This is a genomic window from Caulobacter sp. DWR3-1-2, from assembly GCF_049896225.1.
Classification (GTDB): Bacteria; Pseudomonadota; Alphaproteobacteria; order Caulobacterales; family Caulobacteraceae; genus Caulobacter.
Window position 1 is genome coordinate 94,996 of sequence record NZ_JAFCTW010000004.1, and the last position, 25,080, is coordinate 120,075.

The following is a 25,080-nucleotide window of genomic DNA, read 5'->3' on the forward strand; positions in this document are numbered from 1 at the left end:
CTTCCAGAGGGGTTTTAAAAACTAGGTCGCCATCTCGAAGATCGCTTCCCGCACCAGGTCGGGCCGTTCCATCGGCAGGAAGTGGCTCGCGCCTTCCACGGTCTCGACCGACACCTTCGGATAGCGCCGCGCCAGCCGTTCGGGGTCGCCGACCCGGCAGGTCGAGCCCCGCTCAGCCCGCAGGATCCGCGCTTGGCAGCGCAGCCGCGCCATTGCTCGCCAGGGATCGTGCGCCTGGGCGCTGTAGTTGGAGGCCTCCCAGGCCGGGGCGCAGGCCAGTTCGACCGCGCCGTCGTCGCGATCCTTGAAGCCGCCGCCGACATAGTCGGTCAGCATGGCCTCGGGCCAGGTCTTGAAGGCGCCGCGGCCGCGATAGGCGCTGAACGCGGTCTCGCGATTGTCGAACACTGCCCGCCGGCGCAGGGCGCCTTGGACCATCGGCATGCGCTTCCACAGCGCGCCCGAGGTCCACGGCAGGTGGGCGTAGAGCGCCAGGAGCCGCGGCATGATCACGGGGTCGAGCAGCACCAGACCGCTGACCGCCTTGGGCGCCTCGGCGGCCGTCAGCAGGCTGACGGTGCCGCCCATCGAATGGCCGGCCAGCACCACCGGCGCCTGGTCGAGCACCACCAGCAGGGCCAGCAGGTCGTCGCGCAGGTCCAGCCAGTTTCGACGACGAGCGGGATCGGCGGCCAGCCGGCTGGAGCCGTGTCCGCGCTGGTCGACCGCCATCACCCGCAGGCCCGCCGACAGCGGCGCCAGCAGGGCGCGGTAGGTCTGGGCGTTGAAGCCGTTGGCGTGGACGAAGACCACGTCGACCGGGCGATCGGCCGGACCGAACTCCAGCACCGCCATCTCGCCAGCCCCGGCCCGGCTGTCGATCGGGATGAAACGTCGTCGGGGATCCCGAAACACGGCCGCGTCCATGGCGAAAAGCTCCCGTTGCGGCCACTGGAGCCCAAACTAGGCTCGCCGCGTTGCCTCGTCCATGGAGCCCGCCATGAAAAATCGCCTCGCGACCATCGGCTACCAGACTGACACCCAGGCCGGGATGATCGCCCGGCTCAAGGCGGCCGGGGTCGAGACGGTCGTCGACGTGCGGGCCGTGGCCTCGTCGCGCAAGGCGGGGTTCTCCAAGACCCTGCTGGGTAACAGCCTCAAGGCCGAGGGCATCGACTACGTGCACCTGCGCCCGCTGGGCACGCCCAAGGCCGGACGCGACGCGGCGCGGGCGGGGCGGACCGACGAGATGCGCGAGATCTTCCACGCCCATCTGGCCGAGCCGTCGGCCCAGGTCGCCCTGGGCGAGGCGATCGACCTGGCGGGACGCAAACGCATCGCCCTGCTCTGTTACGAGGACGACGCCCGCTGCTGTCACCGCGCCATCGTGGCCGACGAGATCCGCCAGCGGTTGAAGTGCGAGGTGGTGGACCTCTAGGTCATCACGCCACGTGGTGACTTTCACAGACCCGCTCATGGGTCTAGCCTCCCCGTAAGCCTGGGGAGGTCGCGATGAAATATCTACGCTGGCTATTGGCCGCAGCCGTGGCGTTGTACGCCCTCATGGTCGCCGTGCCGGCCACCTTCACCCTACTCTACAAACTTCGCCTGCTGGTCCTGACCGACATCGTCAAGTCGCACGAAGCCCTGATGGACACCCTGTCCTGGCCGCGCGTGATCCTGCTGTGCGCGGTGGTCATCCTCTACTTCGTCGCCGCCTGGCGGCTGGCCCTGGCCAAGGGGCGGGCCTGGCTGGTGTTCGCCATCGCCTACGTCGGCGACGCCCTGGGCTGGCTGTGGATGCAGGGACCGGTCTATGACGCCACCTTCCCGCCCGGCCAGCGCCAGTCGAACCTGACGATCATCGCCGTGATGGCGGTCGTCGGCCTGCTGATCGCCTGGGTGGACTTGAGCAAGACACGAGCAAACTGAGCCTTTAGCGCTCTGTGGGTTGATCCTTGGGACGAAGGCGCTAGGAAGTACGCGCGCGCGCCGCCCCTTGGGAAACCGGGGTGCAGGCCCCATTTTTTTGTCCGGCGCCATTCGCGGCGCGTCTCAAGGCGAAGATCCATGGCTCAATACGACGTCGTCATCATCGGGGGCGGCCCCGGCGGCTACAACGGCGCGATCCGCGCCGGGCAACTGGGTCTGAAGACCGCCATCGTCGAAGGTCGCGGCAAGCTGGGCGGCACCTGCCTGAACGTCGGCTGCATGCCGTCCAAGGCGCTGCTGCACGCTTCGGAAATGTTCGACGCCGCGACCAATGGCGAGTTCGCCAAGCTGGGCATCGAGGTGAAGCCCAAGCTGAACCTGCCGCAGATGATGGCCCAGAAGGCCGAGAGCGTCGAAGCCCTGACCAAGGGCGTCGAGTTCCTGATGAAGAAGAACAAGGTCGACTACATCAAGGGCTGGGGCCGCATCGACGGACACACTCCTGAAGGTTTGGGCAAGGTGGTCGTCAAGGCCGAGGACGGCAGCGAGACCGTGCTCGAGGCCAAGAACATCGTCATCGCCACGGGCTCGGAGCCCACCCCGCTGCCGGGCGTGACCATCGACAACAAACGGATCGTCGACTCGACCGGCGCGCTCAGCCTGCCGGAAGTGCCCAAGAGCCTGATCGTCGTGGGCGCCGGCGTCATCGGGCTGGAACTGGGCTCGGTGTGGAAGCGCCTGGGCGCCGAGGTCACCGTGGTCGAATATCTGGACCGCATCATTCCGGGCACCGACACCGAAGTGGCCACCGCCTTCCAGAAGATCCTCACCAAGCAGGGTTTCAAGTTCAAGCTGGGCTCGAAGATCACCGGCGCGACCTCGACCGACAAGCAGGTGCAGGTCACCGTCGAGCCCGCCGCCGGCGGCCTGGCCGAGACCCTGCAGGCCGACTATGTGCTGGTGGCCATTGGCCGCCGTCCGTTTACCCAAGGCCTGGGCCTGGAGACGGTGGGCATTACGCCCGACAAGCGCGGCGTGATCGCCAACGACCATTTCAAGACCTCGGCGCCGGGCGTCTGGGTGGTCGGTGACGTCACCAGCGGCCCGATGCTGGCTCACAAGGCCGAGGACGAGGCCATCGCCTGCATGGAGCTGATCGCCGGCAAGGCGGGTCACGTGAACTACGGCATCATCCCGGGTGTCATCTACACCAAGCCTGAGGTCGCCACCGTGGGTCAGACCGAGGACGAACTGAAGGCCGCGGGCGTCGCCTACAAGGTCGGCAAGTTCCCGTTCCTGGCCAACAGCCGGGCCAAGATCAACCACGAGACCGAGGGCTTCGTGAAGGTGCTGGCTGACGCCAAGACCGACCGCATCCTCGGCGCCCACATGGTGGGTCCGAGCGTCGGCGACATGATCGCCGAATATTGCCTGGCCATGGAGTTTGGCGGGTCGTCGGAAGACGTGGCCCGCACCTGCCATCCCCACCCCACCCGCTCCGAGGCCCTGCGCCAGGCGGCCATGGGCGTCGAGGGCTGGGTGACGCAAGCTTAGGCGGTCCAAATGTAGTGAGCACGCGAGCTAAAATGGGTGCATGGCGGGGTCCCGGAAACGGGCCCCGCCACTTTTCTGCTGGCTATCCTGCTGAAGGGCTTGGTGCTCAAGTCTTCTTCAACGCCGCGCAATGGTCATTAAGCGTGTGAGGGTTTCGGACGGCGGAACCACCGGCGCGGGCGACGCTTGTGGCGCCGAACGTGCTCCAGGTGGCCGTCACGGATGCGGTCGTAGTTCCGCACAGGCACAGTGTAGTCGGGTCCCATCGCGTTTTCTCCGCGGTAAATGGGGTTGAAAAACCGACCGAGACGTGCGACGATCTTGGCTCTTGGAGAGCTATGTCTATCGCCGTTTCTCGGTCGTAGTCATTGCACGAGCGGCCCTTAGTCCTTGCACGGACTTTGGGTCGTTTTCGTTTGTGCCATCAGCGCTTCGCTGGCGTTACAAACCCCCATAATCCTCCTCATCATCGTCATTTTCAGAGGCGGCCGAGGCACCTGCCTCCATCAACGATGCATTTTCCTCAGCGTTGTCGATTGCTCGCGTCCAGCCACTCCGTCCGTGGGTTTGGAAGAGTGGGGAATGGTGCAACATCGCGCTCAGATTACTTAGAGGTACGGTCCCGGCTACAGGAATGCCCAACTCGCCAAGGTGCGTGAGGATTTCCGCCGTCCGCGTTGGTAACGTGCGTTCTGCGATGTATTCGGCTGCAGCATTCAAGGCGCGCTCGCGGTCTGGGTTCGAGCGCCTCAAAACTAAGCGGGCGTTCTTGGGGTGTACCGGAGCCTCGGCATTTGCGTACGCTACAGGGCGAACTGGCGCCGGCGTTGCCGACACAGGTGTATGGCCTCCGTAAACAGCCAAGAGATCCTTGATAGCCTTTATTTTTTGGTAGCGCGGGTCTGACGCAAGCGAAAGCTCAAGCGCCGCCAATTCAGCTACAGCTGCCTCCCTCAAATCCGTCATCGACTCGCTCCGAATTTGCCACATCTCTCGCTTGCCACAATTCCAGTGTGGGTACAAGTGTGCGAGGCATCAAGCGACGATATAGGGTCGAGAAGCAGTGTGAGAGTTTGTGTGGGTAAATCCAAGCGAGGCTAGCTAGATGCCACATCTGGGGCGAGGTCGCCTTCCGTGGGAAGGTCGCCCCAGTGAAGCGAAGCCGGTGAGCGAACTCGCGGTGTGACGGGGGCCAACTTAAAAAGGCCCCGCCGGGGCGAACCGGCGGGGCCTTCCTAAAAGTCCTCGAGGGGAGGAGACGCCCTCAGTCACGCGAGGGCGGTACGCTTACTGAACCCTAGAATTCTTCCCAATCGTCCGAGGACGGCTGGGCCGAGCCGGCGAATGCGGCGACCTTGGCCTGGGCGGCGCGGACCGGATTGGCGCCCGGACGGCTGGCCGAGGAGGCCGGCGACAGCACCGGACGGGCCGGGGCGCGGGTCACCTGGGTGGGCGGGGCGGCGCGGCGCGTGGTGGTGGTGCGGGCCACCTGGGCGCCGCTGACCTGGAAACGGCCGATCATCTGCATCAGGCTGTTGGCCTCGCCCTTCAGGGCGTGGCTGGCCGCCGTCGACTGCTCGACCATGGCGGCGTTCTGCTGGACGGTCTGGTCCATCTGATTGACAGCGGCGTTGACCTCGTTGAGGCCGGTGGCCTGCTCGGCGCCGCCGGCGGCGATCTCGCTGACCAGGGCGTCGATCTCGCTGACCTTGCCGACGATGGCCTGCAGGGCCTCGCCGGTCTGGCCGACCAGGTTGACGCCCGAGGCGACCTGTTGGGTCGAGGACGAGATCAGGGTCTTGATCTCCTTGGCGGCGTCGGCCGAGCGTTGGGCCAGGGCGCGAACTTCCTGGGCGACGACCGCGAAGCCGCGGCCCGCGTCACCGGCCCGGGCGGCTTCGACGCCGGCGTTCAGGGCCAGCAGGTTGGTCTGGAAGGCGATCTCGTCGATGACGCCGATGATCTGGCTGATCGACTGCGACGACTTCTCGATCTGGTTCATGGCGTCGACGGCGCCGCGCACCACCACCGACGAGCGTTCGGCGTCGGAACGGGTCGAGGTGACGACGCGCGAGGCCTCGACGGCGCCGGCCGACGAGCGCTTCACCGTGGCGGTGATCTCGTCCAGGGCGGCGGCGGTTTCTTCCAGGCTGGCGGCCTGCTGCTCGCTGCGGCGCGACAGGTCGTCGGCGGCCGAGGCGATCTCGTCGGAGCCAGAGCCGATGCTATTGGCGGCCTGAACGATGGTGCGCATCGCCTCTTCCATCTGGGTGATGGCGCCGTTGAAATCGCTCTGCAGGCGCTGATAGGCCGGCGGGAACTGGGCGTCGACGCGATAGGTCAGGTCGCCTTCCGCCAGGCGGGTCAAGCCGGTGGCGATGTTTTCCATGACAAAGGCCTGTTCGCGGGCGGCGATCTCGGCGGCTTCCTGGTTGCGCTGACGTTCGGCTTCCGTCTCGGCGCTGACGCGCTGCTGCGCGGCCTCTGCGGTGCGCAGGGCCAGGGCGTTGTCCTTGAACACCTGGACCGAACGGGCCATGCCGCCGACCTCGTCCTTGCGCTGGGCGCCGACGACTTCGACATCGACGCTGCCCTGGGCGAGAACTTCCATGGTGCGTGACAGGTTGGTCAGCGGGGCCGAGATCTTCGAGCGGCCGATCCACAGGGCGAAGATCATGGCGGCGGCCGAGGCGATCACGCCGAACAGGATGCTCGCCAGCGAACCCGCGGCCGACGCCTTGGCGGCCTTGGCCACCATCGCCTTGGTATCGTCATTGTGGTGGTTATTGAAGGCGGTGACGTCCTTGTTGAGGCTGGCGATGTCGGGATCGATGACCCCCATCACCATCTTTGCGGCGTCATTGGCGTCCTGAAGACCCAGGTCGGCTCCTTGGCGGGCGCTGGAATAGATGGCGTCCAGGCGGGTTTGAAAGCCAGCGACCGCCTTGGTGGTCGAGGGATCGGCTTTCTTGATATTGGCCAGGTTGTCCTTGGCGTCTTTATAGGCCTTGTCGATCTCGCCGCTGGCCTCCTTGGCTTCGGCCGAGGCCCCGCTATTGGAAACGGTGCGATAGGCCGCATATCCGATACCGGTGATGCGGCGGTTGAACCGCGCGGCTTCCAACTCGGCCGGCGCGCGCTGCTCGACCAGCACCCTGGTGGTGGTTTCGGATTTCTTGGCCTGCCAGGCGCCCACGCCGGTGATGGACAGCGCCACCACGGTCAGGATGACGGCCGGCAGGGCCACCTTGGTCGAAATCTTCAGATCGTCGAACTTCATCACAAACCCCATGTCCGGGCGCGTCCGAGAAGGAGGACGATTTCCGGTCTTGAACCTACAAGCGCTGAACGCCGTAAAAACGCGGTTAATAGCAGCGCTGTGGGCGAGCTCGCGTGACGGAATGTCACATCGCCGCCACTCAGGCCCGCGGGTGGGCCTTGCCATAGGCGGCCAGCAGGCCGGCGGCGTCGACCTGGGTGTAGCGTTGGGTGGTCGAGAGCGAGGCGTGGCCCAGCAGGTCCTGGATCGAGCGCAGGTCGGCGCCGGCTCCCAGCAGGTGGGTGGCGAAGGAGTGGCGCAGGGCGTGCGGGGTGGCGCGGTCCGAGAGGCCCAGACGGCCGCGCAACGTCTGCATCGTGGCCTGGACGTGGCGCGGCGACAGCGGCCCGCCCCGCTTGGCGCGAAATAGCGGTTCGTCGGGCGTCAGGGCGAAGGGCAGGACGGCGACATAGGCTTCGATCCCGGCCCGCACGGCGTCGAGCACCGGCACGATGCGGGTCTTGCCGCCCTTGCCGGTGATCCGCAGTATCTCGCCCAGCGGCGCGTCCTTGCGCAGCAGAGACAGGGCCTCGGAAATCCGCAGGCCGCAGCCCCACAGCAGGGTCAGCACCGCCTGGTCGCGGACGACCTCCCAATCGTCGCGGTCGGGGTCGAGGCCGAGCTCGGCGATCAGGCCATGAGCCTGGTCCTCGGTCACGGGGCGCGGAGCCCCGACCTTAATACGCGGCCCGCGCACCAGGCCAATGGCGGCGTTGGGGGTGTCCAGCCGGTGGTCGAGATAGCGGTGGAAGGCGCGGATCGACGACAGGCTCTGCGACAGCGAGCGGGAGGAGAGGCCCTCCCCGTCTTGAGAGAGGGAACCGCCGCGTCGAAAGGCCAGATAGGCCCGCAGCTCGGCGGCGGTGACCGCGCCGAGGTCGGCGACCGACTGGGCCTCGCCGCGATGGCGCTCCATGAAATTCAGATAGGCTGTCACGTTGTCGCCATAGGCCCGCACGGTGCGCGGCGAGGCGCGGCGCTCGTGGGCCAGGTGCTCGAGCCAGGCGGCCAGGGCGGCGCGGGCGGTGTTGGGGGGGGTCACTTCCTCCCTCGCGCAGCGGGGGAGGTGGCGCGATGCGAATACGCATCGTGACGGAGGGCGCGTTGCGGCGGCGGGAACGCCCCCTCCGTCCACTTCGCGTCCACCTCCCCCGTTTTACGGGGGAGGAGAAGAGGACTCACAGCACCGGCCAACGCTCGGCCGTGCGTTCGACGACTCGGGCCAGGAACGAGACCAGCTCGGTTCCCATGTCGGCGGAGAAGCCGTCGGGGTCGGCCGAGCCGAAAGCCAGCAGGCCTTGGCGTGACGGCTCCCAGACGGCCAGGCGGACCAGGGCCATGCTCTTGATGGTGTCGAGGCGGTCGCCGAACAGGCCTAGGGCCGGGGCGTGGAAGCCCATGCGGGCGACGCCGTGGTCGCCCATGATCATGTCGATCTGGCCGTCGATCAGGGCGTGCCAGCCGGCCGGCACGCGGCCAGGGCCTTCCAGCACCACCACGCCGGCGGCCAGGCCAAAGCGCAGGGCGGCCATGTCGTCGACGCGCCGGGCGAGATCGGAATGGTTGCGCGCGTCAAGCAGGTCGATCACCGCCGCGTGGGTCTGGGCCTGGGCCGAGAAATTGGCGCGGGCCGTGGCCTCGATCTCGCGGCGGACCCCCGCCTCACGCTGATGGGCGGCGGCGGCGCGGGCCAGGGCCAGGGGTCCGAAATCGACGACATTGCTGGCGTTGGCGCGAAGGCCCAGGTCGCTGAGCAGGTCGGGATCCCGATGCAGAAAGTCGGGCTCGGCGCGCAGGAAGTCGCGGACGGCGTCGGCGTGGACGGGATGAGGCGACATCGCCTGGGTCGCGTCGGTCATGGTCGCTCTACTCCATCCACACTGAGTCCCCATATGCTGGGCAGGCGGGGACAACCCTGATGAAGCCCCAGGTTCGGTTAACAGCCGCTTATGGGCGACGACGCGCCGTCTCGACCTGGGAACGTTTCCAAGGCAGAACCCGAACTCCGCCCATGTCAGGTCCCATGCCCCGCATCGCCTCCGTCCTGCTGCCCATGCCGCTGCCCGAGGCCTTCGACTATGTCGAGCCGGAGGGCCTGGGGCTGGTGGTCGGCGACCATGTGACCGTTCCGTTGGGTCCAAGAGTGATTCGCGGCGTGGTCACCGCCATGCGCGACGGCGCCGGTCAGAACCGGCCGCTCAAGCCGGTTCTGGAGCGGGTGGACGACCCGCCCCTGCCGCCCGGCGTGCTGACCTTCATCGACTGGGCGGCGCGCTATTCGGTCGATATCCCAGCCTGGCCCCTGGCCATGGCCCTGCGCGGCCTGCGCCATCCCGCCGCCAAGCCCGACAAGGCCCTGGTGTTGACCGGAACACAGCCCGCGCGCATGACGCCCGCCCGGCTGAAGGTGCTGGCCGCCGCCCAGGCTGGCCCTATCGCTTCGGGCGCCCTGGCCACGGCGGCGGGCGTCTCGACCGGCGTGGTCAAGGGGCTGGTCGACGAGGGCGCGCTGGCCGTGACCTGGATAGAGCCCGACCAAAGCTTTCCCCAGCCCGACCTCTCCCTGCCGGCCCAGACCCTCAATCCCAGCCAGCAGGCCTCGGCCGACGTACTGGCCCAGATGCTGGCGGCCGGCGGCTTCCAGGCGGCCCTGCTGGACGGGGTAACGGGCTCGGGCAAGACCGAGGTCTATCTGGAGGCCGTCGCCGCCGCCTTGGCCGCCGACCCGCAGAGCCAGGTGCTGATCCTGCTGCCCGAGATCGCCCTGACCCAGGCGGTGATCGCCCGCTTCGAGCAGCGGTTCGGCGTCGCGCCGGTCGAGTGGCACTCGGGCGTCTCGCCGCCCAGGCGCCGACGGGCCTGGGAGGGCGTGGCCACCGGCCAGGCGCGGATCGTGGTCGGGGCCCGCTCGGCCCTGTTTCTGCCGTTCAAAAGCCTGCGCCTGGTGATCGTCGACGAGGAGCACGACGGCTCGTTCAAGCAGGAAGAGGGCTTCATCTACCAGGCCCGCGACCTGGCCGTGGCCCGCGCCAAGATCGAGGGGGCGCTGGTGGTGCTGGCCTCGGCGACGCCGTCACTGGAGAGCCTGTGGAACGCCCAGCAGGGTCGCTATCGCTGGCTGCGCCTCAGCGCCCGCCACGGCGCGGCGCAACTTCCGGACATTGACCTGATCGACATGCGCGAGACCCCGCCGGAGCCCGGCCGCTGGCTGTCGCCGCCGCTGGTCAAGGCCGTGTCGCTGGCCCTGTCGCGCGGCGAGCAATCCTTGCTGTTCCTCAATCGCCGGGGCTATGCGCCACTCGTTTTGTGCCGGGCTTGCGGCGAGAAGATGAAGTCGCCCGACACCGACAGCTGGCTGGTCGAGCACCGCTATACCGGCCGCTTGGTCTGCCACCTGACCGGCTTCTCGATGAAGAAGCCCGAGGCCTGCCCCCACTGCCATGCCAAGCATAGCCTGGTGTCGATCGGTCCGGGCGTCGAGCGGGTGGAGGAGGAGGCGCGCCACCTGTGGCCCGACGCGCGGGTGGCGGTGTTCTCGTCCGATACGGTGTTCGACGCGGCCGGGGCGCGGGCGCTGGTCGAGACCATGGCGGCGGGCGACATCGACATTCTCGTGGCCACCCAGGCCGCCGCCAAGGGCCACAACTTTCCCAACCTCACCTTGGTGGGCGTGGTCGACGCCGACCTGTCCCTGCGCGGCGGCGACCTGAGGGCCGGGGAACGGACGTTCCAACTGCTGGCCCAGGCGGCCGGGCGGGCGGGCCGCCACGAGAAGCCCGGTCGGGCGCTTCTCCAGACCTACGCGCCGGAGCATGGCGTGCTGCAGGCCCTGAAGGCCCAGGACCGCGACGCCTTCGTCGAGGCCGAGATGGCCATGCGCCAGGAGGCCGGCCTGCCGCCGTTCGGCCGCCTGGCGGCGGTGATCGCCTCGGGGCCGGACGCCGCCGCCCTGGAAGCCTATTGCCAGGCCCTGGCGGCGGCGACGCCCAATGCCGAAGGGGTGGAGGTGTTTGGCCCCGCCGACGCGCCCCTGGCCCTGGTGCGCGGCCGGCGACGCAAGCGGTTCCTGGTCCGGGCGGATCGCTCAGTGGACCTGCAGGGCTTTCTGGCGGCCTGGCGGGCGCGGGCCAAGGTCCCGAACTCGGTGCGGGTGGTGTTCGACGTGGATCCGTACAGCTTCTTGTAGAGATCCGGGGCGCAAGTGCGGGTCCGGGCAGGATTGGGGACCGGCGCATGGGCCTGTCCCCAGCCGAGATGTTCCCAGCCAAGACGGGGGCTAGAGCATTTTTCGAGCGAAGCGGTTCCGGTTCGCGTGAAGAAAAATGCGTCAAAACAAAAGATTAGAGCTCACGGCCTGACGCAGTCAGGTCGGGAAATGCTCTAGTGGCCCTTTCCGCCGCCCTTCTTGCGCGACATCATGTTCAGCCCCTCGACCCCGCCCGAGAAGGCCATGGCCGCGTAGATGTAGCCCTTGGGCACATGGACGCCGAAGCCCTCGGCGATCAGCACGGCGCCGATCATCAGCAGGAAGCCCAGGGCCAGCATGACCACGGTGGGATTGTTGTTGATGAAATTGCCCAGCGGGTCGGCGGCCACCATCATCAGGCCCACGGCCACGACCACGGCGATGATCATGATCGGCAGGTGATCGGTCATGCCCACGGCGGTCAGGATCGAGTCGATCGAAAACACGATGTCCAGCAGGATGATCTGGAAGATCGCGCCGCCGACATTGGAGATCGCCGCCGTCTTCACGTCGGGCGCGGACTCGTCCTTGGCCGGATCGACGCTGTGGTGGATTTCCTTGGTGGCCTTCCAGATCAGGAACAGGCCGCCGGCCAGCAGGATCAGGTCGCGCCACGAGAAGGCGGTCTCGAAGCTGGGTTCGCCATGGGCGTTCAGCGGTCCGACGATCCCCAGGTCGATCACCGGGTGAACCAGGCCGACGATGAAGGCGATGGTCGACAGCAGGACCAGCCGCATGATCAAGGCCATAGAGATGCCGATCTTGCGCACCCGGCCACGGTCGGCCTCGGGCAACTTGTTGGACAGGATCGAGATGAACACCAGGTTGTCGATGCCGAGCACGACCTCCATGACGATCAGGGTGACCAGGGCGGCCCAGGCGGCCGGATCTGCGGCGAGGTCAAGGAGTTCGTTCATCGTACCGTTCTAACTTCGGTGTGGAAAACGCGTCTGCGCCTCCCCCACAAGAGGCGCCGTCCATGCAAGGGACGCGACGGAAGCCCCCAGGCTTCGCCAAACCAAGAGTCGAGATGATGCCCGACGCCGCCAATATCAAGCCCCTGACGGCCCTTCGGTTCTTCGCGGCCTTCTGGGTGGTGATGTATCACTACTGGCCAAACCTCTCGGCGGCCCTCCCGCCGGCGATTATTGGCAAGGGCTATCTGGGCGTCGAGGCCTTCTTCACCCTGTCGGGCTTCATCCTCTGCCACGTCTATCTGCAGGGCTTCGGCGCGGGAACGTTCCGCTATCGCGACTTCCTTTGGAACCGGATGGCGCGGGTCTATCCGCTGCATCTGGTCACCCTGGTCGGCGTGGGTCTGATGGCGGCCGCCGCCGGCCTGGCCGGCATCGCCGTCGATCACAACATGCTGGCCTGGAGCGCCCTGCCCGCCAACCTGCTGCTGGTCCAGGCCTGGGGCTTCGCGCCGGTGGCCGGCTGGAACCATCCGTCGTGGTCGATCTCGGCCGAGTGGTTCGCCTATCTCAGTTTCCCGATCTTCGCCCTGGCCGCGTGGCGGCTGCGCGACCGGCCACGGGTCGCCGTTGGCCTGGCCCTGGCCCTGATCGCCGCCCTATATCCCGCCTTCCAGGCCCTGGCCGGCTTTCCGCTGACCGAGGCCACCATCCGCTGGGGGTTCCTGCGCATCGTGCCGTGCTTCGCCTATGGCTGCGCCCTGCACGCCCTGTGGCGCTCGGGCGCCGTGACCGGACGATTCTCAGGGCTGGCTGCCTGTTTCGCGGGCGCCGCGGTCCTTCTGGCCGTGCATTTCGGCGCCCCGGACCAGATCATCGTCATGACCCTGGGGGGGCTGATCGTCACCCTCGCGGGCATGGCCGCCGCAGGGTCACGCTTTGCGACCCAAGCCCCGCTCGTGTACTTGGGCGAGATCAGCTACTCGACCTACATGATCTGCATCCCCTGGAAGATCCTGGCGGGCAATGCAGCGGCCAGGCTTTTGAAGATCGAGGGCGAGCAACTGCCCCTCTATGCTTGGCTGGCGATTGTTCTGGCGCTGGTCCCGCTGTCGGCGATGTCGTATCACCTCATCGAGAAACCGGCCCGCGAACGCATGAAAGCTTGGGCGCGAGGCTGGCGGTCGCGACGCCCTGCCACGATTAGCGCCGGATAAACAGACTTTTCATATCTGTCTGTCAGGGTTATCCCTTGGCTCAGTGACGCGGGGGAGCACCCAAAGCATGACGAAACGGACGAGAACCTTCTGGGGTTCCCTGGCCGCGGCCGCCATGATCAGCCTTGTGCCGATGACCGGCGCGCAGGCTGACGGGTATTGGCAGTGCGTCCCGTTCGCGCGTCTGATGTCGGGCATCCAAATCTTTGGCGACGCCCGCACTTGGTGGACCCAGGCGGTCGGCAAGTACGACACCGGCTTCATGCCCCGCTCCGGCGCCGTTCTCTGTTTCAAGCCCACCGCCCGCATGAATCTTGGCCACGTCGCCTTCGTCAGCCAAGTGCTGACCGATCGGGTGATCCAGGTGACCCACGCCAACTGGTCGATCATCGACGGCGGCCGCGGCCAAGTCGAAAAAGACGTCACCGTGGTCGACGTCTCGCCAGCCGGCGACTGGAGCGCGGTGAAGGTCTGGTACGACCCGATTCGAGATCTGGGCACCACCGTCTATCCGACCCACGGCTTCATTTACCAGAACGCCCAGGCCACCACGATCGCCGCCGCCACCTCGAAACTGGCCTTGGCCCAGAACGCCGCCGTCTCGCTGGCCAAGTCGGCCGCCAACCAGGTCGCCGCCTCGGTCCGCGCCAGCTCGCCGCTGGACATGATCAACCAGGCCGCCGATTCGACCGACCGCATCGCCGCCCTGATCGCCTCCTCGCAAGACAACGACAAGCCGCAAGCGCGTTGACCTGAGGCGCGCGCTGGGCCATGCCCGGCGCGTGAACAAAGCGACCCTTCCATGCTGAGAGTGCTGCGCCATGGCGCGCCGGGCTTCGAGTCGGGCGGCTTGAAGCCCGACTGGCGGCTGCCCGACGACGCGGTGTGGATCGAGTTGGTCGATCCTACCCGCGCCGAAGAAGTGGCGGTCGAGAAATCGATCGGCCTGCTGCTGCCCACCCGCGAGGAGATGGCCGAGATCGAGGCCTCCTCGCGCCTCTATCAGGAGGATGGCGGCACCTTCATGACCGCCACGGTTCTGGCCCACGCCGACAGCGACCTGCCCACCGCCGCCCCCGTGACCTTCGTGCTGACCGGCCAGCGGCTGGTCACGATCCGTTATGTCGAGCCGAAAGCCTTCGCGGTGTTCGCCGCCCAGGCCGAGCGCCAGCCCAGCCTGTGCCCCAGCGGCGCCCAGACCTTCCTGGGCCTGCTGGACGCGGTGATCGACCGCACCGCCGACATTCTCGAGCGCACGGCGGGCGAGGTCGAGGTCCAGTCGCGGATCATCTTCAGCCGCCCGCGCGGCGCGGCGTTCGAGGCGATCCTCAACCGCTTGGGCCGGGCCCAGATCATCAATTCTAAGGCTCGCGACAGCCTGGTCAGTCTGGCCCGCCTGCTCAGCTTCGCCAGCCTGGCCGACCAGTTCGAGGGCGACCGGGAACTGCGCGACCACCTCAAATCGCTGCAACGTGACGTCCAGTCGATCACCGACCATTCCAACTACCTGTCGGGCAACATCACCTTCCTGCTCGATGCGGCGCTAGGCTTTATCAACATCGAGCAGAACGCGATCTTCAAGATCTTCTCGGTCTTCTCGGTGATGTTCCTGCCGCCGACCCTGGTGGCGGGGATCTACGGCATGAACTTTCAGCACATGCCGGAGCTCGCCTGGCTGCACGGCTACCCGTTCGCCATCTTCTTGATGATCGCCGCCGCCGCCGGACCGCTGCTGTGGTTCAGACGTCGCGGATGGCTTTGACTTTTCTGGGCAAATCGAACCTTTCCTTAAAGCCGACATGACAGGGTTCGGCGAAAAGAGCCCACCAGAATGTCCGCCGCCGCCCCCTCCGCTCAAGCCGGCCTGATCCGAACCCTTCCGCTTCGGGCGTTGAAGGCCATGGTCGAGGCCCACGCGCGCTACCTGAAGGGCCAGCCGGGCGGGACCCGGGCCAACCTCTCCTATGTCGATCTCGACAACGTCAATCTGGAAGGCGTCAATCTTTCGGAAGCCGACCTGACGGGCGCACGGCTGTCGGGCGCCCTGATGGCCCGCGCCGTCCTGACCCGCGCCACCCTCTACGGAGCCGACCTGCGCGACGCCGACCTGCGCGAAACCGACCTGTCACGGTGCGACCTGCGCGGGGCCTGCCTGCGCGGGGCCAACCTGTCGGGGGCCGACCTGTCGGGCTGCGACCTGCGCGAGGGCGTCACCGCCACCCAGGACGCCGCCGAGGGCTTCAAGATCCTCCAGCACCGCGCGCGGCGCGGCGAGTTGGACCATGCGGTGGCCCGCGGCGCCAACCTGGCCGGCGCCCAGATGAGCGGCGATTTCGCCCGGGCCGCCGACCTGACCGACGCCGACCTGACCGGCGTCAGCCTGCAGGGCGCGCGGCTCAACCACGCGATGCTGGACGGTGCCAACCTCTCGCGGGCCAATCTCTACAACGCCGACCTGAGCGGGGCCTCATTGCGCAAGGCCGTGCTGGTCGGCGCCGACCTGGCCGGGACCAGCTTCGAGGACGCCGACCTGACGGGGGTGCTGCGCGCCCCGCCGCCGCTGATCTATGTCGATGACGAGCCGCTGCACGACATTCTCGAACTGCACGAGTTGCACATCGCCACCCAGGGCCGCGACGGCGCGGCCGCCAGGATCCCGATGGTCGATTTCAGGCCGCTGAAGCGATTGAAGGGCCGCAAGCTCAGCGGTCTGTCGGCGCCGGGCGCGACCTTCTTCGGCATGGACCTTGAGGGCGTGCATCTGCAAGGCGCCAACCTGGCCGAGGCCGACCTGCGGGGCGTCAACCTGCGGGGAGCCGACCTGCGGGGCGCACGTCTGGTCGGCGCTCAATTGGCTCGGGCCGACCTGAGCGGCGCCAGGCTGGGTCCCCTGACCATCAGCCAGGGCCGGATCCTGCGCACCGACCTCAGCCGCGCCAACCTCCGTAACGCCAACCTGACCGGGGCCAGCGCCCGCCGCGCCCGCTTCATCGACGCCGATCTCGGCCGCTGCAAGCTGGACGGCTGCGACCTGACCAGCGCCGAGCTGCCGGAAGGGTTCGCGGGCTATCCGCCGCCCGATGCGGCGGTGAAGGCGCGCTGATAGGCGGGCCGCGCCCCCCCCGCGAGCGACATCGGCCGCCAGATTCGGACAGGCCTCCAGGATCCCCGATCCCGTCAATCTGCGCAGAGCGGTCACCATCATCCGGTCGCCAGCGCTGAAGACCCCGTCGAACCAGTCGCCGTCGTCCAGGCGCGCGGAAAGCTGGTTCAGCCGGTCACGGACGCGTTGATCGCGGCGTCAAATGCAGGCGGTTTCGGCAGTCCCGGATCCGCAGCTCTGCGGGCCTTGTCCGGGATGACAACCGTTACACGGCCTGAACAGCGCTCCCCAGAGCTACATGCGCTTTCGCAGCGGCACGAGGTCGGGATAGACCGGTTCGCGGCCCTGGGCCTTGGCCTGGAAGGCTTCCATCATGTGCGGCGGCGAGAACATGCCGGTCTGCCAGGTGGCGATATAGTCCAGCCCGTCCCGGATCGAATGGTCGCGGGCGTAGTTGATCATCACCTTGCTGCCAGCCACGGCCAGGGGCGACTTGCTGGCGATTTCGCGGGCGGTGGCCAAGGCGTGGGCGACCACCTCTTCGTGGGTGGCGAACACCTCGTTGACCAGGCCGATGTCACGCGCCCGCGCGGCGGGCAGCCGCCGGCCCGTATAGGCCAGCTCGCGCACCCAGCCCTCGGGGATCAACTTGCACAGGCGCGGGAAGGTGCCGACATCGGCGGTCATGCCGATATTGATCTCGTGGATCGTGAAGAAGGCGTCGGCGGTGGCGTAGCGAATGTCGCAGGCGCTGGTGAAGTCCACCGCCCCGCCGATGCAGCCGCCCTGGATGGCGACGATCACCGGCATCCGGGCCTCGTCCAGGCAGTTGAACGTGTCCTGCAGGTGATGCACGTGGCGGCGGAAGCTCTCGGCCGCCACGAAACGGTCGGCGGGTTCTCCCCCGGTCACCCCCTCACCGTCGGTGAACACCGACAGGTCCATGCCGGCGCAGAAATGCTTGCCGGTCGAGGAGATGACGATGCAGCGGGCGCGGGCGTTGTCATCGATGTCGCGAATGATCGCCGGCAGTTCGTTCCAGAACGCGCGGGTCATGGTGTTCAAGGCCTCGGGGCGCTTGAGGATCAGATGGGCGACACCCGCCTCGATCTCGACGTCAAAGCAGCTATAGTCCAACTTGTCGTGCACGTGCCTTCCTCCCTTATCGTTGATTAGTTGTATCACGAGAGCCAGGCGCGCCAACCAATCTCAAGCTTTCAACGCTTTTCAACCGAAGGAACATCGCCCATGACCAGACATCAAATCGCCGCCGCCCTCTCGGTCACGGCCATGCTCGGCTCGCTTGTCGCAGCCCCCGCCCCCGCCATGGCCCAGTCCAAAGGATTGGGCGGGCTGTTCTCCTGCGAAGGCTCGGGCAAGAAGCAAGAGGGCGGCGCCTTGGTCGGGGCCGGCCTCGGCGCTTTGCTGGGCAGCAAGATCAGCAAGAACGAAAAGACCCTGGGCGCCCTGGTCGGCGCGGCGGCCGGCGCGGCGGCGGGCTCCTATATTGGCTGCCGCATGCAGTCGACCGACACCGCCCTGGCCCAACAGGCCACCAAGCGCGCCCTGGAAGAGGGCCGCTCGCAGACCTGGAACAACCCGCGCACCGGGGCCTCGGGCCGGATCGACGTGGTGTCGTCGTCCTACGGCCCGCCGCTGAGCGGCGATGGCCTGCGCTTCGAGCGCAATGTCAAGGTGCTGGACAGCTATGACGCCGTGAGCGGCGACTATACCGCCCGCTCGACCGCCAACCTTCGGGCTGGCCCGTCCACCCGTTCGGCGGTGGTCGGCAAGCTGTCGGCCGGCGATCGGGTCGAGGTCCTGGGCGGCGTGCCGTCGAGCAACTGGCTGCTGGTCGGCCGCGGCGGCTATGGCGCCGGCTATGTCTCGACCTCGCTGCTGGCCCAGAATGGCTACGGCCCTGCCCCCGGCTGCCGGGTGATCGCCGCCTCGGTCAGCACCTCGGGCGATCGTCCGACCACGGAGCGCTACAGCGCCTGCAAGGATACGCGCGGCGAGTGGCAGCTGACCCAGGCCTAAAACTAGGGCCGCAGGCCCTTCTCTATCCGTCTTCCCGGCCTTCGCTGGGAAGACGGATAGAGGCAGACATGGAAACGGCGTGCGGGCCAGGCCCGCACGCCGTTTTCTTGATCAACCCTGAAGGCGGCCGACTACAGTTCGAGCAACAAACGCTGCGGATCTTCCAGGGCTTCCTTGACCTTGACCAGGAAGGTCACGGCGCCCTGGCCGTCGACCACGCGGTGGTCGTAGCTCAGCGCCAGGTACATCATCGGCCGGACCTCGATCTTGCCGTTCACCACCATGGCCCGCTCCTTGATCGCGTGCATGCCGAGGATCCCCGACTGCGGCGCGTTGAGGATCGGGGTCGACATCAGCGAGCCGTAGATGCCGCCATTGGTGATGGTGAAGGTGCCGCCCTGCATGTCGTCGATCGACAGCTGGCCGTCGCGGGCCTTCTTGCCCAGGGCGCCGATGGCCTTTTCGATCTCGGCCAGGCTCAGGGTGTCGGCGTCGCGGACGACCGGAACCACCAGGCCCTTCTCGGTGCCGACCGCCACGCCGATATCGTAGTGGTTCTTGTAGACGATGTCGGTCCCATCGATTTCGGCATTGACGTCCGGCACGGACTTCAGGGCGGCCACGACGGCCTTGGTGAAGAACGACATGAAGCCCAGCTTCACGCCGTGCTTCTTCTCGAAGATGTCCTTGTACTGACCGCGCAGGGCCATCACCGCCGTCATGTCGACCTCGTTGAAGGTCGTCAGCATGGCGGCGTTGTTCTGGGCTTCCTTCAGGCGACGGGCGATTGTCTGACGCAGGCGCGTCATCTTCACCCGCTCTTCGCGCTCATGGATGGCGCGCGGCGCGGCCGGGGCGGCGGCCGGAGCCGGGGCGTTGGCGCGGGTTTCGAGGGCGGCCAGGGCGTCGCCCTTGGTCACCCGGCCGTCCTTGCCGGTGCCGGCGACCTTCGACAGGTCCAGATTGTTCTCAGCGGCGATGCGGGCCGGGGCCGGGCTGACCGGGGCGACGGTGGTCGCAGCCGGGGCTGCGGCGGCGACCGGAGCGGGCGCCGGCGTCAGCGCGGGAACAGCGGCCGGAGCCGGAGCAGCAGCGGCAGGCGCGGCGGCGGCCGGAGCGGCGGTCGCGGCGGCGCCTTCGGTCACCACGCCCAGCACGGTTCCAGGAACCACGGTGGCGCCTTCCTCAGCGCCGATCGAGGACAACACGCCATCGGTCGGAGACACGACCTCGAGGCTGACCTTGTCGGTTTCCAGTTCGACGAGAAGTTCGTCCTTCTTCACCGCCTCACCGGCCTTCTTGGTCCAGCGCGCGACCGTCGCTTCGGTGACGGATTCGCCGAGGGCGGGGGTCATGATGTCGGCCATGTGGGGTTCCGATGTCTCTGGTTTGGTCGGCGGGTTCAGGGTCGAGGCGAAGCGAAGCGGTCAGGCGAACGCTTCGGTCAGGAAGGCTTCGAGTTCTTTCAGGTGGCGGCTCATCATGCCGGCGGCCGTGGAGGCCGAGGCGGGACGACCCACATAACGCGCGCGCTTGGCCTTGACGTCCAGCTTGGCCAGGCTGAGCTCGATCCACGGATCGACAAAGGTCCAGCCGCCCATGTTCTTGGGCTCTTCCTGGCACCAGACCAGCTCGGCGTTCTTGAAGCGGCCCAGCATGCCCAGCACCGACTTCAGCGGCCAGGGATAGAACTGCTCCAGGCGCACGATATAGACGTCGTCGCGGCCCGACTTGGCGCGAGCGTCGATCAGGTCGTAATAGACCTTGCCCGAGCAGAAGATGACGCGGTTGATCTGATCGTCGCTCTTCAGCTTGATCCCGCCGACGTCGCAGCCGGCTTCGGCCCCGTCGATCATCACCCGGTGGAAGCTGGAACCCTCGGTCATGTCGGCCAGGTTCGAGACGGCCTTCTTGTGACGCAGCAGGCTCTTGGGCGTCATGACGATCAAGGGCTTGCGGAACTCGCGGTGCATCTGGCGACGCAGGGCGTGGAAATAGTTGGCCGGGGTGGTGCAGTTGACCACCTGCATGTTGTCCTCGGCGCACGACTGCAGGAAGCGCTCGAGGCGCGCCGAGCTGTGCTCGGGACCCTGGCCCTCATAGCCGTGCGGCAGCAGCATGGTCAGGCCGCTCATCCGCAGCCACTTGCGCTCGCCCGAGCTGATGAACTGGTCGATGACCACCTGGGCGCCGTTCACGAAGTCGCCGAACTGGCCTTCCCAAAGGGTCATGGTGTTGGGGTCGGCCAGCGAGAAGCCGTATTCGAAGCCCAGAACCGCCTCTTCCGACAGGGCCGAGTCGATCACCTCGTAATGGGCTTGGCCGGGGCGGATGTTGTTGAGCGGCGTGTAATGTTCTTCGGTCGTCTGGTCGATGACGTCCGAATGGCGCTGGGTGAAGGTGCCGCGCACGCTGTCCTGGCCGGACAGGCGGACGGGGAAGCCCTCGTCGAGCAGGGTGGCGAAGGCCAGGTGCTCGGCCGTGCCCCAGTCAATGTTCTCGCCCTTCTCGATCGCCTCGCGGCGATTGTCGATCACGCGCTTGACGGTCTTGTGGGCGTTGATGCGGTCGGGAACGGTGGTGATCTGGCGACCGATCTCCAGCAGCCGGGTCGCGGCGACGTCGGTCTTGCCCTTGCGCTCTTCGTCCCCGGCCAAGGCCAGGCCCTTCCACTTGCCGTCCAGCCAGTCGGCCTTGTTGGCCTTATAGGCCTTGCCGGCGTCAAATTCCTTGTCGAGGAAGTTCTCGAACTCGGTGACCCAGCCCTCGGCCTCGGCCTGGGTGGCCACGCCCTCGGCGATCAGGCGGCGGCTATAGATTTCGCGGGTCGAGACGTGATCCTTGATCTTGGCGTACATCAAGGGCTGGGTCATCGTCGGGTCGTCACCTTCATTGTGACCGAACCGGCGATAGCAGAACATGTCGATGACCACGTCCTTGCCGAACATCTGGCGATATTCGGTCGAGACCTTGGCCGCGAAGACCACGGCCTCGGGGTCGTCGCCATTGACGTGGAAGATCGGGGCCTCGACCATCAGCGCCACATCCGAGGGATAGGGCGAGCTGCGCGAATAGCGCGGGTTGGTCGTGAAGCCGATCTGGTTGTTGACGATGAAGTGTATGGTGCCGCCCGTGCGGTAGCCCTTCAGGCCCGACAGGGTGAAGCACTCGGCCACCACGCCCTGGCCCGCGAAGGCCGCGTCGCCGTGCAGCAGCAGCGGCAGCACGTGGCCGCGGCCAGCGTCGGGCTGTTCGCGCAGGGCGAAGGCCTGCTTGGCGCGGGCCTTGCCGATCACCACCGGATTGACGATTTCCAGGTGCGAGGGGTTGGCGGTCAGCGACAGGTGGACGCTGTTATCGTCGAACTCACGGTCCGATGAGGCGCCCATGTGGTACTTGACGTCGCCCGAACCCTCGACGTCCGAGGGCAGGCTGGTGCCGCCCTGGAACTCGTGGAAGATCACGTGATAGGGCTTGCCCATCACGGCGGCCAGCACGTTGAGGCGGCCGCGGTGCGGCATGCCCAGCACGATGTCCTTCACGCCCAGCGCGCCGCCGCGCTTGATGATCTGCTCCAGGGCCGGGATGCAGGCCTCGGCGCCATCGAGGCCGAAGCGCTTGGTGCCGGGGAAGCGCTTGTGTAGGAAGCGTTCGAAGCCCTCGGCCTCGATCAGCTTCTTCAGGATGGCGATCTTGCCCTCCTTGGAGAACACGATTTCCTTGTCTCGACCCTCGATGCGCTCCTGCAGCCAGGCCTTCTCGGTCGGATCCGAGATGTGCATATATTGCACGCCGACATTGTCGCAGTAGGTGCGGCGCAGGATCGACAGGATCTCGCGGATCGACGAGATTTCCAGACCCAGCACGAAGTCGAGGAAGATCGGGCGATCGTAGTCGGCTTCGGCGAAGCCGTAGGTCGCGGGGTCCAGCTCGGGGGCCGAGGCCTTGGGCTCCAGGCCCAGCGGGTCGAGATTGGCGGCCAGATGGCCGCGCATCCGGTAGGCCCGGATCATCATGATGGCGCGCAGGCTGTCCAGCGTGGCGGCGCGAACGGCTTCCGACGACGAGCCCGGCGACTTGGCCTCGATGGCCTTGGTCATCTTGGCTTCGACGGCGGGCGCGACCGAGGGCCACTGGCCGTCGATCGCCGACAGCCATTCGGGACGCACGATCGGGGCGGCCTTGGGCGTCCAGGACGGATCCAGCGCGGCGCGCTTGACCTGGTCGGCCTGGTCCTGAAGCGTGGCGAAGAAGGCGGCCCAGGACGGCTCCACCGATCCGGGGTTCTCGGCCCACCGGGCATAGAGGTCCTCGACGAAGGCCGCATTGGCTCCGTAGAGGAACGAGGTCTCGGTCAAGACCTGATTGATGATACCCGCGTCGTCCGCCATCGTTTTCGCCTTAGATCCCTTACGGCACCGGTAGCCCAGGACCGTAAATATAGTCTCTCAATCACCCGGGCGCCCGCCATGTCCGGCGGGGCCCAGGTGATTTTTTCGGATCGTCGACTGGCGGTCGCAAAAAACCTGGGCCCCGCAGGGCGGGGTCTCGGTGTCGTTTTAGCCCTTGAGGACCTCAAGCAAGGTCTCGCCCAGACGGGCCGGCGAGGGCGAGACGCGGATGCCCGCGGCCTCCATCGCCGAGATCTTGTCTTCCGCGCCGCCCTTGCCGCCCGAGATGATCGCGCCGGCATGGCCCATGTGGCGGCCGGGAGGGGCCGTGCGGCCGGCGATGAAGCCGACCATGGGCTTGCTGCGGCCGCGCTTGGCCTCGTCGGCGATGAACTGCGCGGCTTCTTCCTCGGCCGAGCCGCCGATCTCGCCGATCATCACGATCGACTTGGTGGCTTCGTCGGCCAGGAACAGCTCCAGAATGTCGATGAACTCGGTGCCCTTGACCGGATCACCGCCAATGCCGACCGCCGTGGTTTGGCCCAGGCCCGCATTGGTGGTCTGGAACACCGCTTCATAGGTCAGGGTGCCCGAGCGCGAGACGACGCCCACGCTGCCGGCCGAGAAGATGCCGCCCGGCATGATGCCGATCTTGCACTGGTTGGGGGTCAGGACGCCGGGGCAGTTGGGGCCGATCAGGCGCGACTTGCTGCCTTGCAGGGCCTTCTTGACCTTGACCATGTCCAGCACCGGGATGCCTTCGGTGATGCAGATGATCAGCGCGATCTCCGCGTCGATGGCTTCCAGGATCGAGTCGGCCGCGAAGGGCGGCGGGACGTAGATCACCGAGGCGTCGGCGCCGGTGGCCTCCTTGGCTTCGCCGACCGTGTCGAACACCGGCAGGCCGATGTGCTGCTGGCCGCCCTTGCCGGGGGTGACGCCGCCGACCATCTTGGTTCCGTAGGCGATGGCCTGTTCGGAGTGGAACGTGCCCTGGGCGCCGGTGATGCCCTGGCAGATGACCTTGGTTTCAGAACCGATAAGGATCGACATTTAGCGAGCACCCTTCACGGCGGCGACGATCTTTTCGGCGCCGTCGGACAGATCATTGGCGGCGATGACGTTCAGGCCGCTTTCCGAGATGATTTTCTTGCCGAGTTCGACATTGGTGCCTTCCAGGCGCACCACCAGCGGAACCTGCAGGCCGACTTCCTTCACCGCGGCGATCACGCCCTCGGCGATGATATCGCAGCGCATGATGCCGCCGAAGATGTTGACCAGTATGCCTTTGACGGCCGGGTCGGCGGTGATGATCTTGAAGGCCGCGGTGACCTTCTCCTTGTTGGCGCCGCCGCCGACGTCGAGGAAGTTGGCCGGCTCGGCGCCGTACAGCTTGATGATGTCCATGGTGGCCATGGCCAGGCCCGCGCCGTTGACCATGCAGCCGATTTCGCCGTCGAGGGCGATATACGCAAGGTCATACTTCGAGGCTTCGATTTCCTTGGGGTCTTCTTCGCTCTCATCGCGCAGGGCGCGGATGTCCGGCTGGCGATAGAGGGCGTTGCCGTCGAACGACACCTTGGCGTCCAGAACCTTCAGGTGATCATCCGCCGTGACGATCAGCGGGTTCACTTCCAGCATGGCCATGTCCTTGGCCAGGAACGCCGTATAGAGCTGGGTGAGCAGGGTGGCGGCTTCCTTGGCCAGGCCGCCGGTCAGGCCCAAGGCCTTGGCCAGGGCGCGCGCGTGGGTCGGCCAGACGCCGGTCGCCGGATCGATCGAGAAGCTGTGGATTTTCTCGGGAGTGTCGTGGGCGACGTCCTCGATGTCCATGCCGCCTTCGGTGGAGGCGACCACCGAGACCATCGAGGTCTCGCGGTCGACCAGCAGCGACAGGTAGAATTCCTTGGCGATGGCCGCGCCTTCCTCGATGTAGAGGCGGTTTACCTGCTTGCCCTTGGGGCCGGTCTGGTGGGTCACCAGCACGCGACCGAGCATCTCGGCGGCGTTGGTCTTGACGTCTTCCACCGACTTGACGACGCGAACGCCGCCCTTGGCGTCGGGGCCCAGGCCCTCGAACTTGCCCTTGCCGCGGCCACCGGCGTGGATCTGGCTTTTGACGACAAACACCGAACCACCCAGCTTTTCAGCGGCGGCTACAGCCTCCTCGACGGTGAAGGCGGGGTAGCCGCGCGGAACGGGGACGCCGAACTCCGCGAGGACGGCTTTGGCTTGGTGTTCGTGAATGTTCATGAGGGACCGGTCTCGGGGCGACGGCTTCTGAAATGTGGCCGGGTTATAGGAGTGCTATTTGGCAGGCGCAACCGCGCGCGGACCGATTAGGCCGCTCATGTGAAAAAGTGG

At 67.0% G+C, this 25,080-nt stretch carries 20 protein-coding genes; 9 read left to right on the forward strand and 11 right to left on the reverse strand.

The genetic code is table 11. The features are described from left to right. Positions 1–21: 21 nt before the first annotated feature. Positions 22–927: an alpha/beta fold hydrolase gene (locus ACP696_RS07000; RefSeq protein WP_426010954.1), complete on the reverse strand. Its 906-nt coding sequence runs from the start codon at positions 925–927 to the stop codon at positions 22–24. Positions 928–1,000: 73 nt separating this feature from the next. Here ACP696_RS07000 and ACP696_RS07005 point away from each other — a divergent pair, with 73 nt between their 5' ends. From ACP696_RS07005 to lpdA, 3 genes are all read left to right on the forward strand, one after another. Then, positions 1,001–1,438 (forward strand): DUF488 family protein, encoded by a 438-nt coding sequence (locus ACP696_RS07005; RefSeq protein WP_426010953.1) that lies wholly within the window; start codon positions 1,001–1,003, stop codon positions 1,436–1,438. 74 nt (positions 1,439–1,512) lie between these two features. Continuing rightward, positions 1,513–1,932 (forward strand): hypothetical protein, encoded by a 420-nt coding sequence (locus ACP696_RS07010; protein WP_426010951.1) that lies wholly within the window; start codon positions 1,513–1,515, stop codon positions 1,930–1,932. Positions 1,933–2,070: 138 nt separating this feature from the next. Continuing rightward, positions 2,071–3,486: a dihydrolipoyl dehydrogenase gene (lpdA, locus tag ACP696_RS07015; protein WP_426010950.1), complete on the forward strand. Its 1,416-nt coding sequence runs from the start codon at positions 2,071–2,073 to the stop codon at positions 3,484–3,486. A gap of 441 nt (positions 3,487–3,927) precedes the next feature. On the opposite strand, the gene ACP696_RS07020 is transcribed toward lpdA, so the two are convergent. The 4 genes from ACP696_RS07020 to ACP696_RS07035 all read right to left on the reverse strand — a co-directional run bounded on the left by ACP696_RS07020 (position 3,928) and on the right by ACP696_RS07035 (position 8,664). Then, entirely contained in the window at positions 3,928–4,452 is a 525-nt protein-coding gene (locus ACP696_RS07020; protein WP_426010948.1) for a hypothetical protein, read from the reverse strand. A gap of 331 nt (positions 4,453–4,783) precedes the next feature. Next, a complete protein-coding gene (locus ACP696_RS07025) occupies positions 4,784–6,766 on the reverse strand; it encodes a methyl-accepting chemotaxis protein (RefSeq protein ID WP_426010946.1) in 1,983 nt (660 codons plus the stop codon). Positions 6,767–6,905: 139 nt separating this feature from the next. Continuing rightward, the gene (locus ACP696_RS07030) at positions 6,906–7,847 is read right to left on the reverse strand and encodes a tyrosine recombinase XerC (RefSeq protein WP_426010944.1); all 942 of its coding nucleotides are present in this window, start codon (positions 7,845–7,847) and stop codon (positions 6,906–6,908) included. 136 nt (positions 7,848–7,983) lie between these two features. Next, the gene (locus ACP696_RS07035) at positions 7,984–8,664 is read right to left on the reverse strand and encodes a DUF484 family protein (protein ID WP_426043606.1); all 681 of its coding nucleotides are present in this window, start codon (positions 8,662–8,664) and stop codon (positions 7,984–7,986) included. A gap of 164 nt (positions 8,665–8,828) precedes the next feature. On the opposite strand from ACP696_RS07035, the gene ACP696_RS07040 reads away from it, so the two are divergent. Beyond that, entirely contained in the window at positions 8,829–10,991 is a 2,163-nt protein-coding gene (locus tag ACP696_RS07040; protein ID WP_426043663.1) for a primosomal protein N', read from the forward strand. A gap of 194 nt (positions 10,992–11,185) precedes the next feature. Here ACP696_RS07040 and ACP696_RS07045 read toward each other — a convergent pair whose 3' ends face one another. Next, positions 11,186–11,968 carry a TerC family protein gene (locus ACP696_RS07045; protein WP_426010941.1) on the reverse strand — a complete coding sequence of 261 codons (783 nt, stop codon included), beginning with the start codon at positions 11,966–11,968 and terminating at the stop codon, positions 11,186–11,188. Positions 11,969–12,084: 116 nt separating this feature from the next. Between ACP696_RS07045 and ACP696_RS07050 the strand changes: the two genes are divergently transcribed. The 4 genes from ACP696_RS07050 (at position 12,085) to ACP696_RS07065 (ending at position 16,285) form a co-directional block, all read left to right on the forward strand. Next, positions 12,085–13,182: an acyltransferase family protein gene (locus ACP696_RS07050; protein ID WP_426043664.1), complete on the forward strand. Its 1,098-nt coding sequence runs from the start codon at positions 12,085–12,087 to the stop codon at positions 13,180–13,182. Between the two features lie 67 nt (positions 13,183–13,249). Further along, positions 13,250–13,933, forward strand: coding sequence for a CHAP domain-containing protein (locus ACP696_RS07055; RefSeq protein WP_426010939.1), 684 nt, complete (start codon positions 13,250–13,252; stop codon positions 13,931–13,933). Positions 13,934–13,984: 51 nt separating this feature from the next. Beyond that, entirely contained in the window at positions 13,985–14,944 is a 960-nt protein-coding gene (locus tag ACP696_RS07060; RefSeq protein WP_426010937.1) for a magnesium transporter CorA family protein, read from the forward strand. A gap of 69 nt (positions 14,945–15,013) precedes the next feature. Next, a complete protein-coding gene (locus ACP696_RS07065; protein ID WP_426010935.1) occupies positions 15,014–16,285 on the forward strand; it encodes a pentapeptide repeat-containing protein in 1,272 nt (423 codons plus the stop codon). Positions 16,286–16,579: 294 nt separating this feature from the next. Here ACP696_RS07065 and ACP696_RS07070 read toward each other — a convergent pair whose 3' ends face one another. Then, positions 16,580–17,434, reverse strand: a complete 855-nt coding sequence (locus tag ACP696_RS07070) for a crotonase/enoyl-CoA hydratase family protein (RefSeq protein WP_426010933.1) — start codon at positions 17,432–17,434, stop codon at positions 16,580–16,582. Between the two features lie 99 nt (positions 17,435–17,533). Here ACP696_RS07070 and ACP696_RS07075 point away from each other — a divergent pair, with 99 nt between their 5' ends. Next, positions 17,534–18,325: an SH3 domain-containing protein gene (locus ACP696_RS07075; protein WP_426010931.1), complete on the forward strand. Its 792-nt coding sequence runs from the start codon at positions 17,534–17,536 to the stop codon at positions 18,323–18,325. Positions 18,326–18,456: 131 nt separating this feature from the next. On the opposite strand, the gene odhB is transcribed toward ACP696_RS07075, so the two are convergent. From odhB to sucC, 4 genes are all read right to left on the reverse strand, one after another. Further along, entirely contained in the window at positions 18,457–19,692 is a 1,236-nt protein-coding gene (odhB, locus tag ACP696_RS07080) for a 2-oxoglutarate dehydrogenase complex dihydrolipoyllysine-residue succinyltransferase (RefSeq protein WP_426010930.1), read from the reverse strand. Between the two features lie 60 nt (positions 19,693–19,752). Further along, complete coding sequence (locus tag ACP696_RS07085; RefSeq protein ID WP_426010929.1) at positions 19,753–22,716, reverse strand: 2-oxoglutarate dehydrogenase E1 component; 2,964 nt, start codon at positions 22,714–22,716, stop codon at positions 19,753–19,755. 168 nt (positions 22,717–22,884) lie between these two features. Then, a complete protein-coding gene (sucD, locus tag ACP696_RS07090) occupies positions 22,885–23,769 on the reverse strand; it encodes a succinate--CoA ligase subunit alpha (RefSeq protein WP_426010927.1) in 885 nt (294 codons plus the stop codon). Then, the gene (gene sucC, locus ACP696_RS07095; protein ID WP_426010925.1) at positions 23,770–24,969 is read right to left on the reverse strand and encodes an ADP-forming succinate--CoA ligase subunit beta; all 1,200 of its coding nucleotides are present in this window, start codon (positions 24,967–24,969) and stop codon (positions 23,770–23,772) included. It lies immediately after the preceding gene. Between the last annotated feature and the right edge of the window lie 111 nt (positions 24,970–25,080).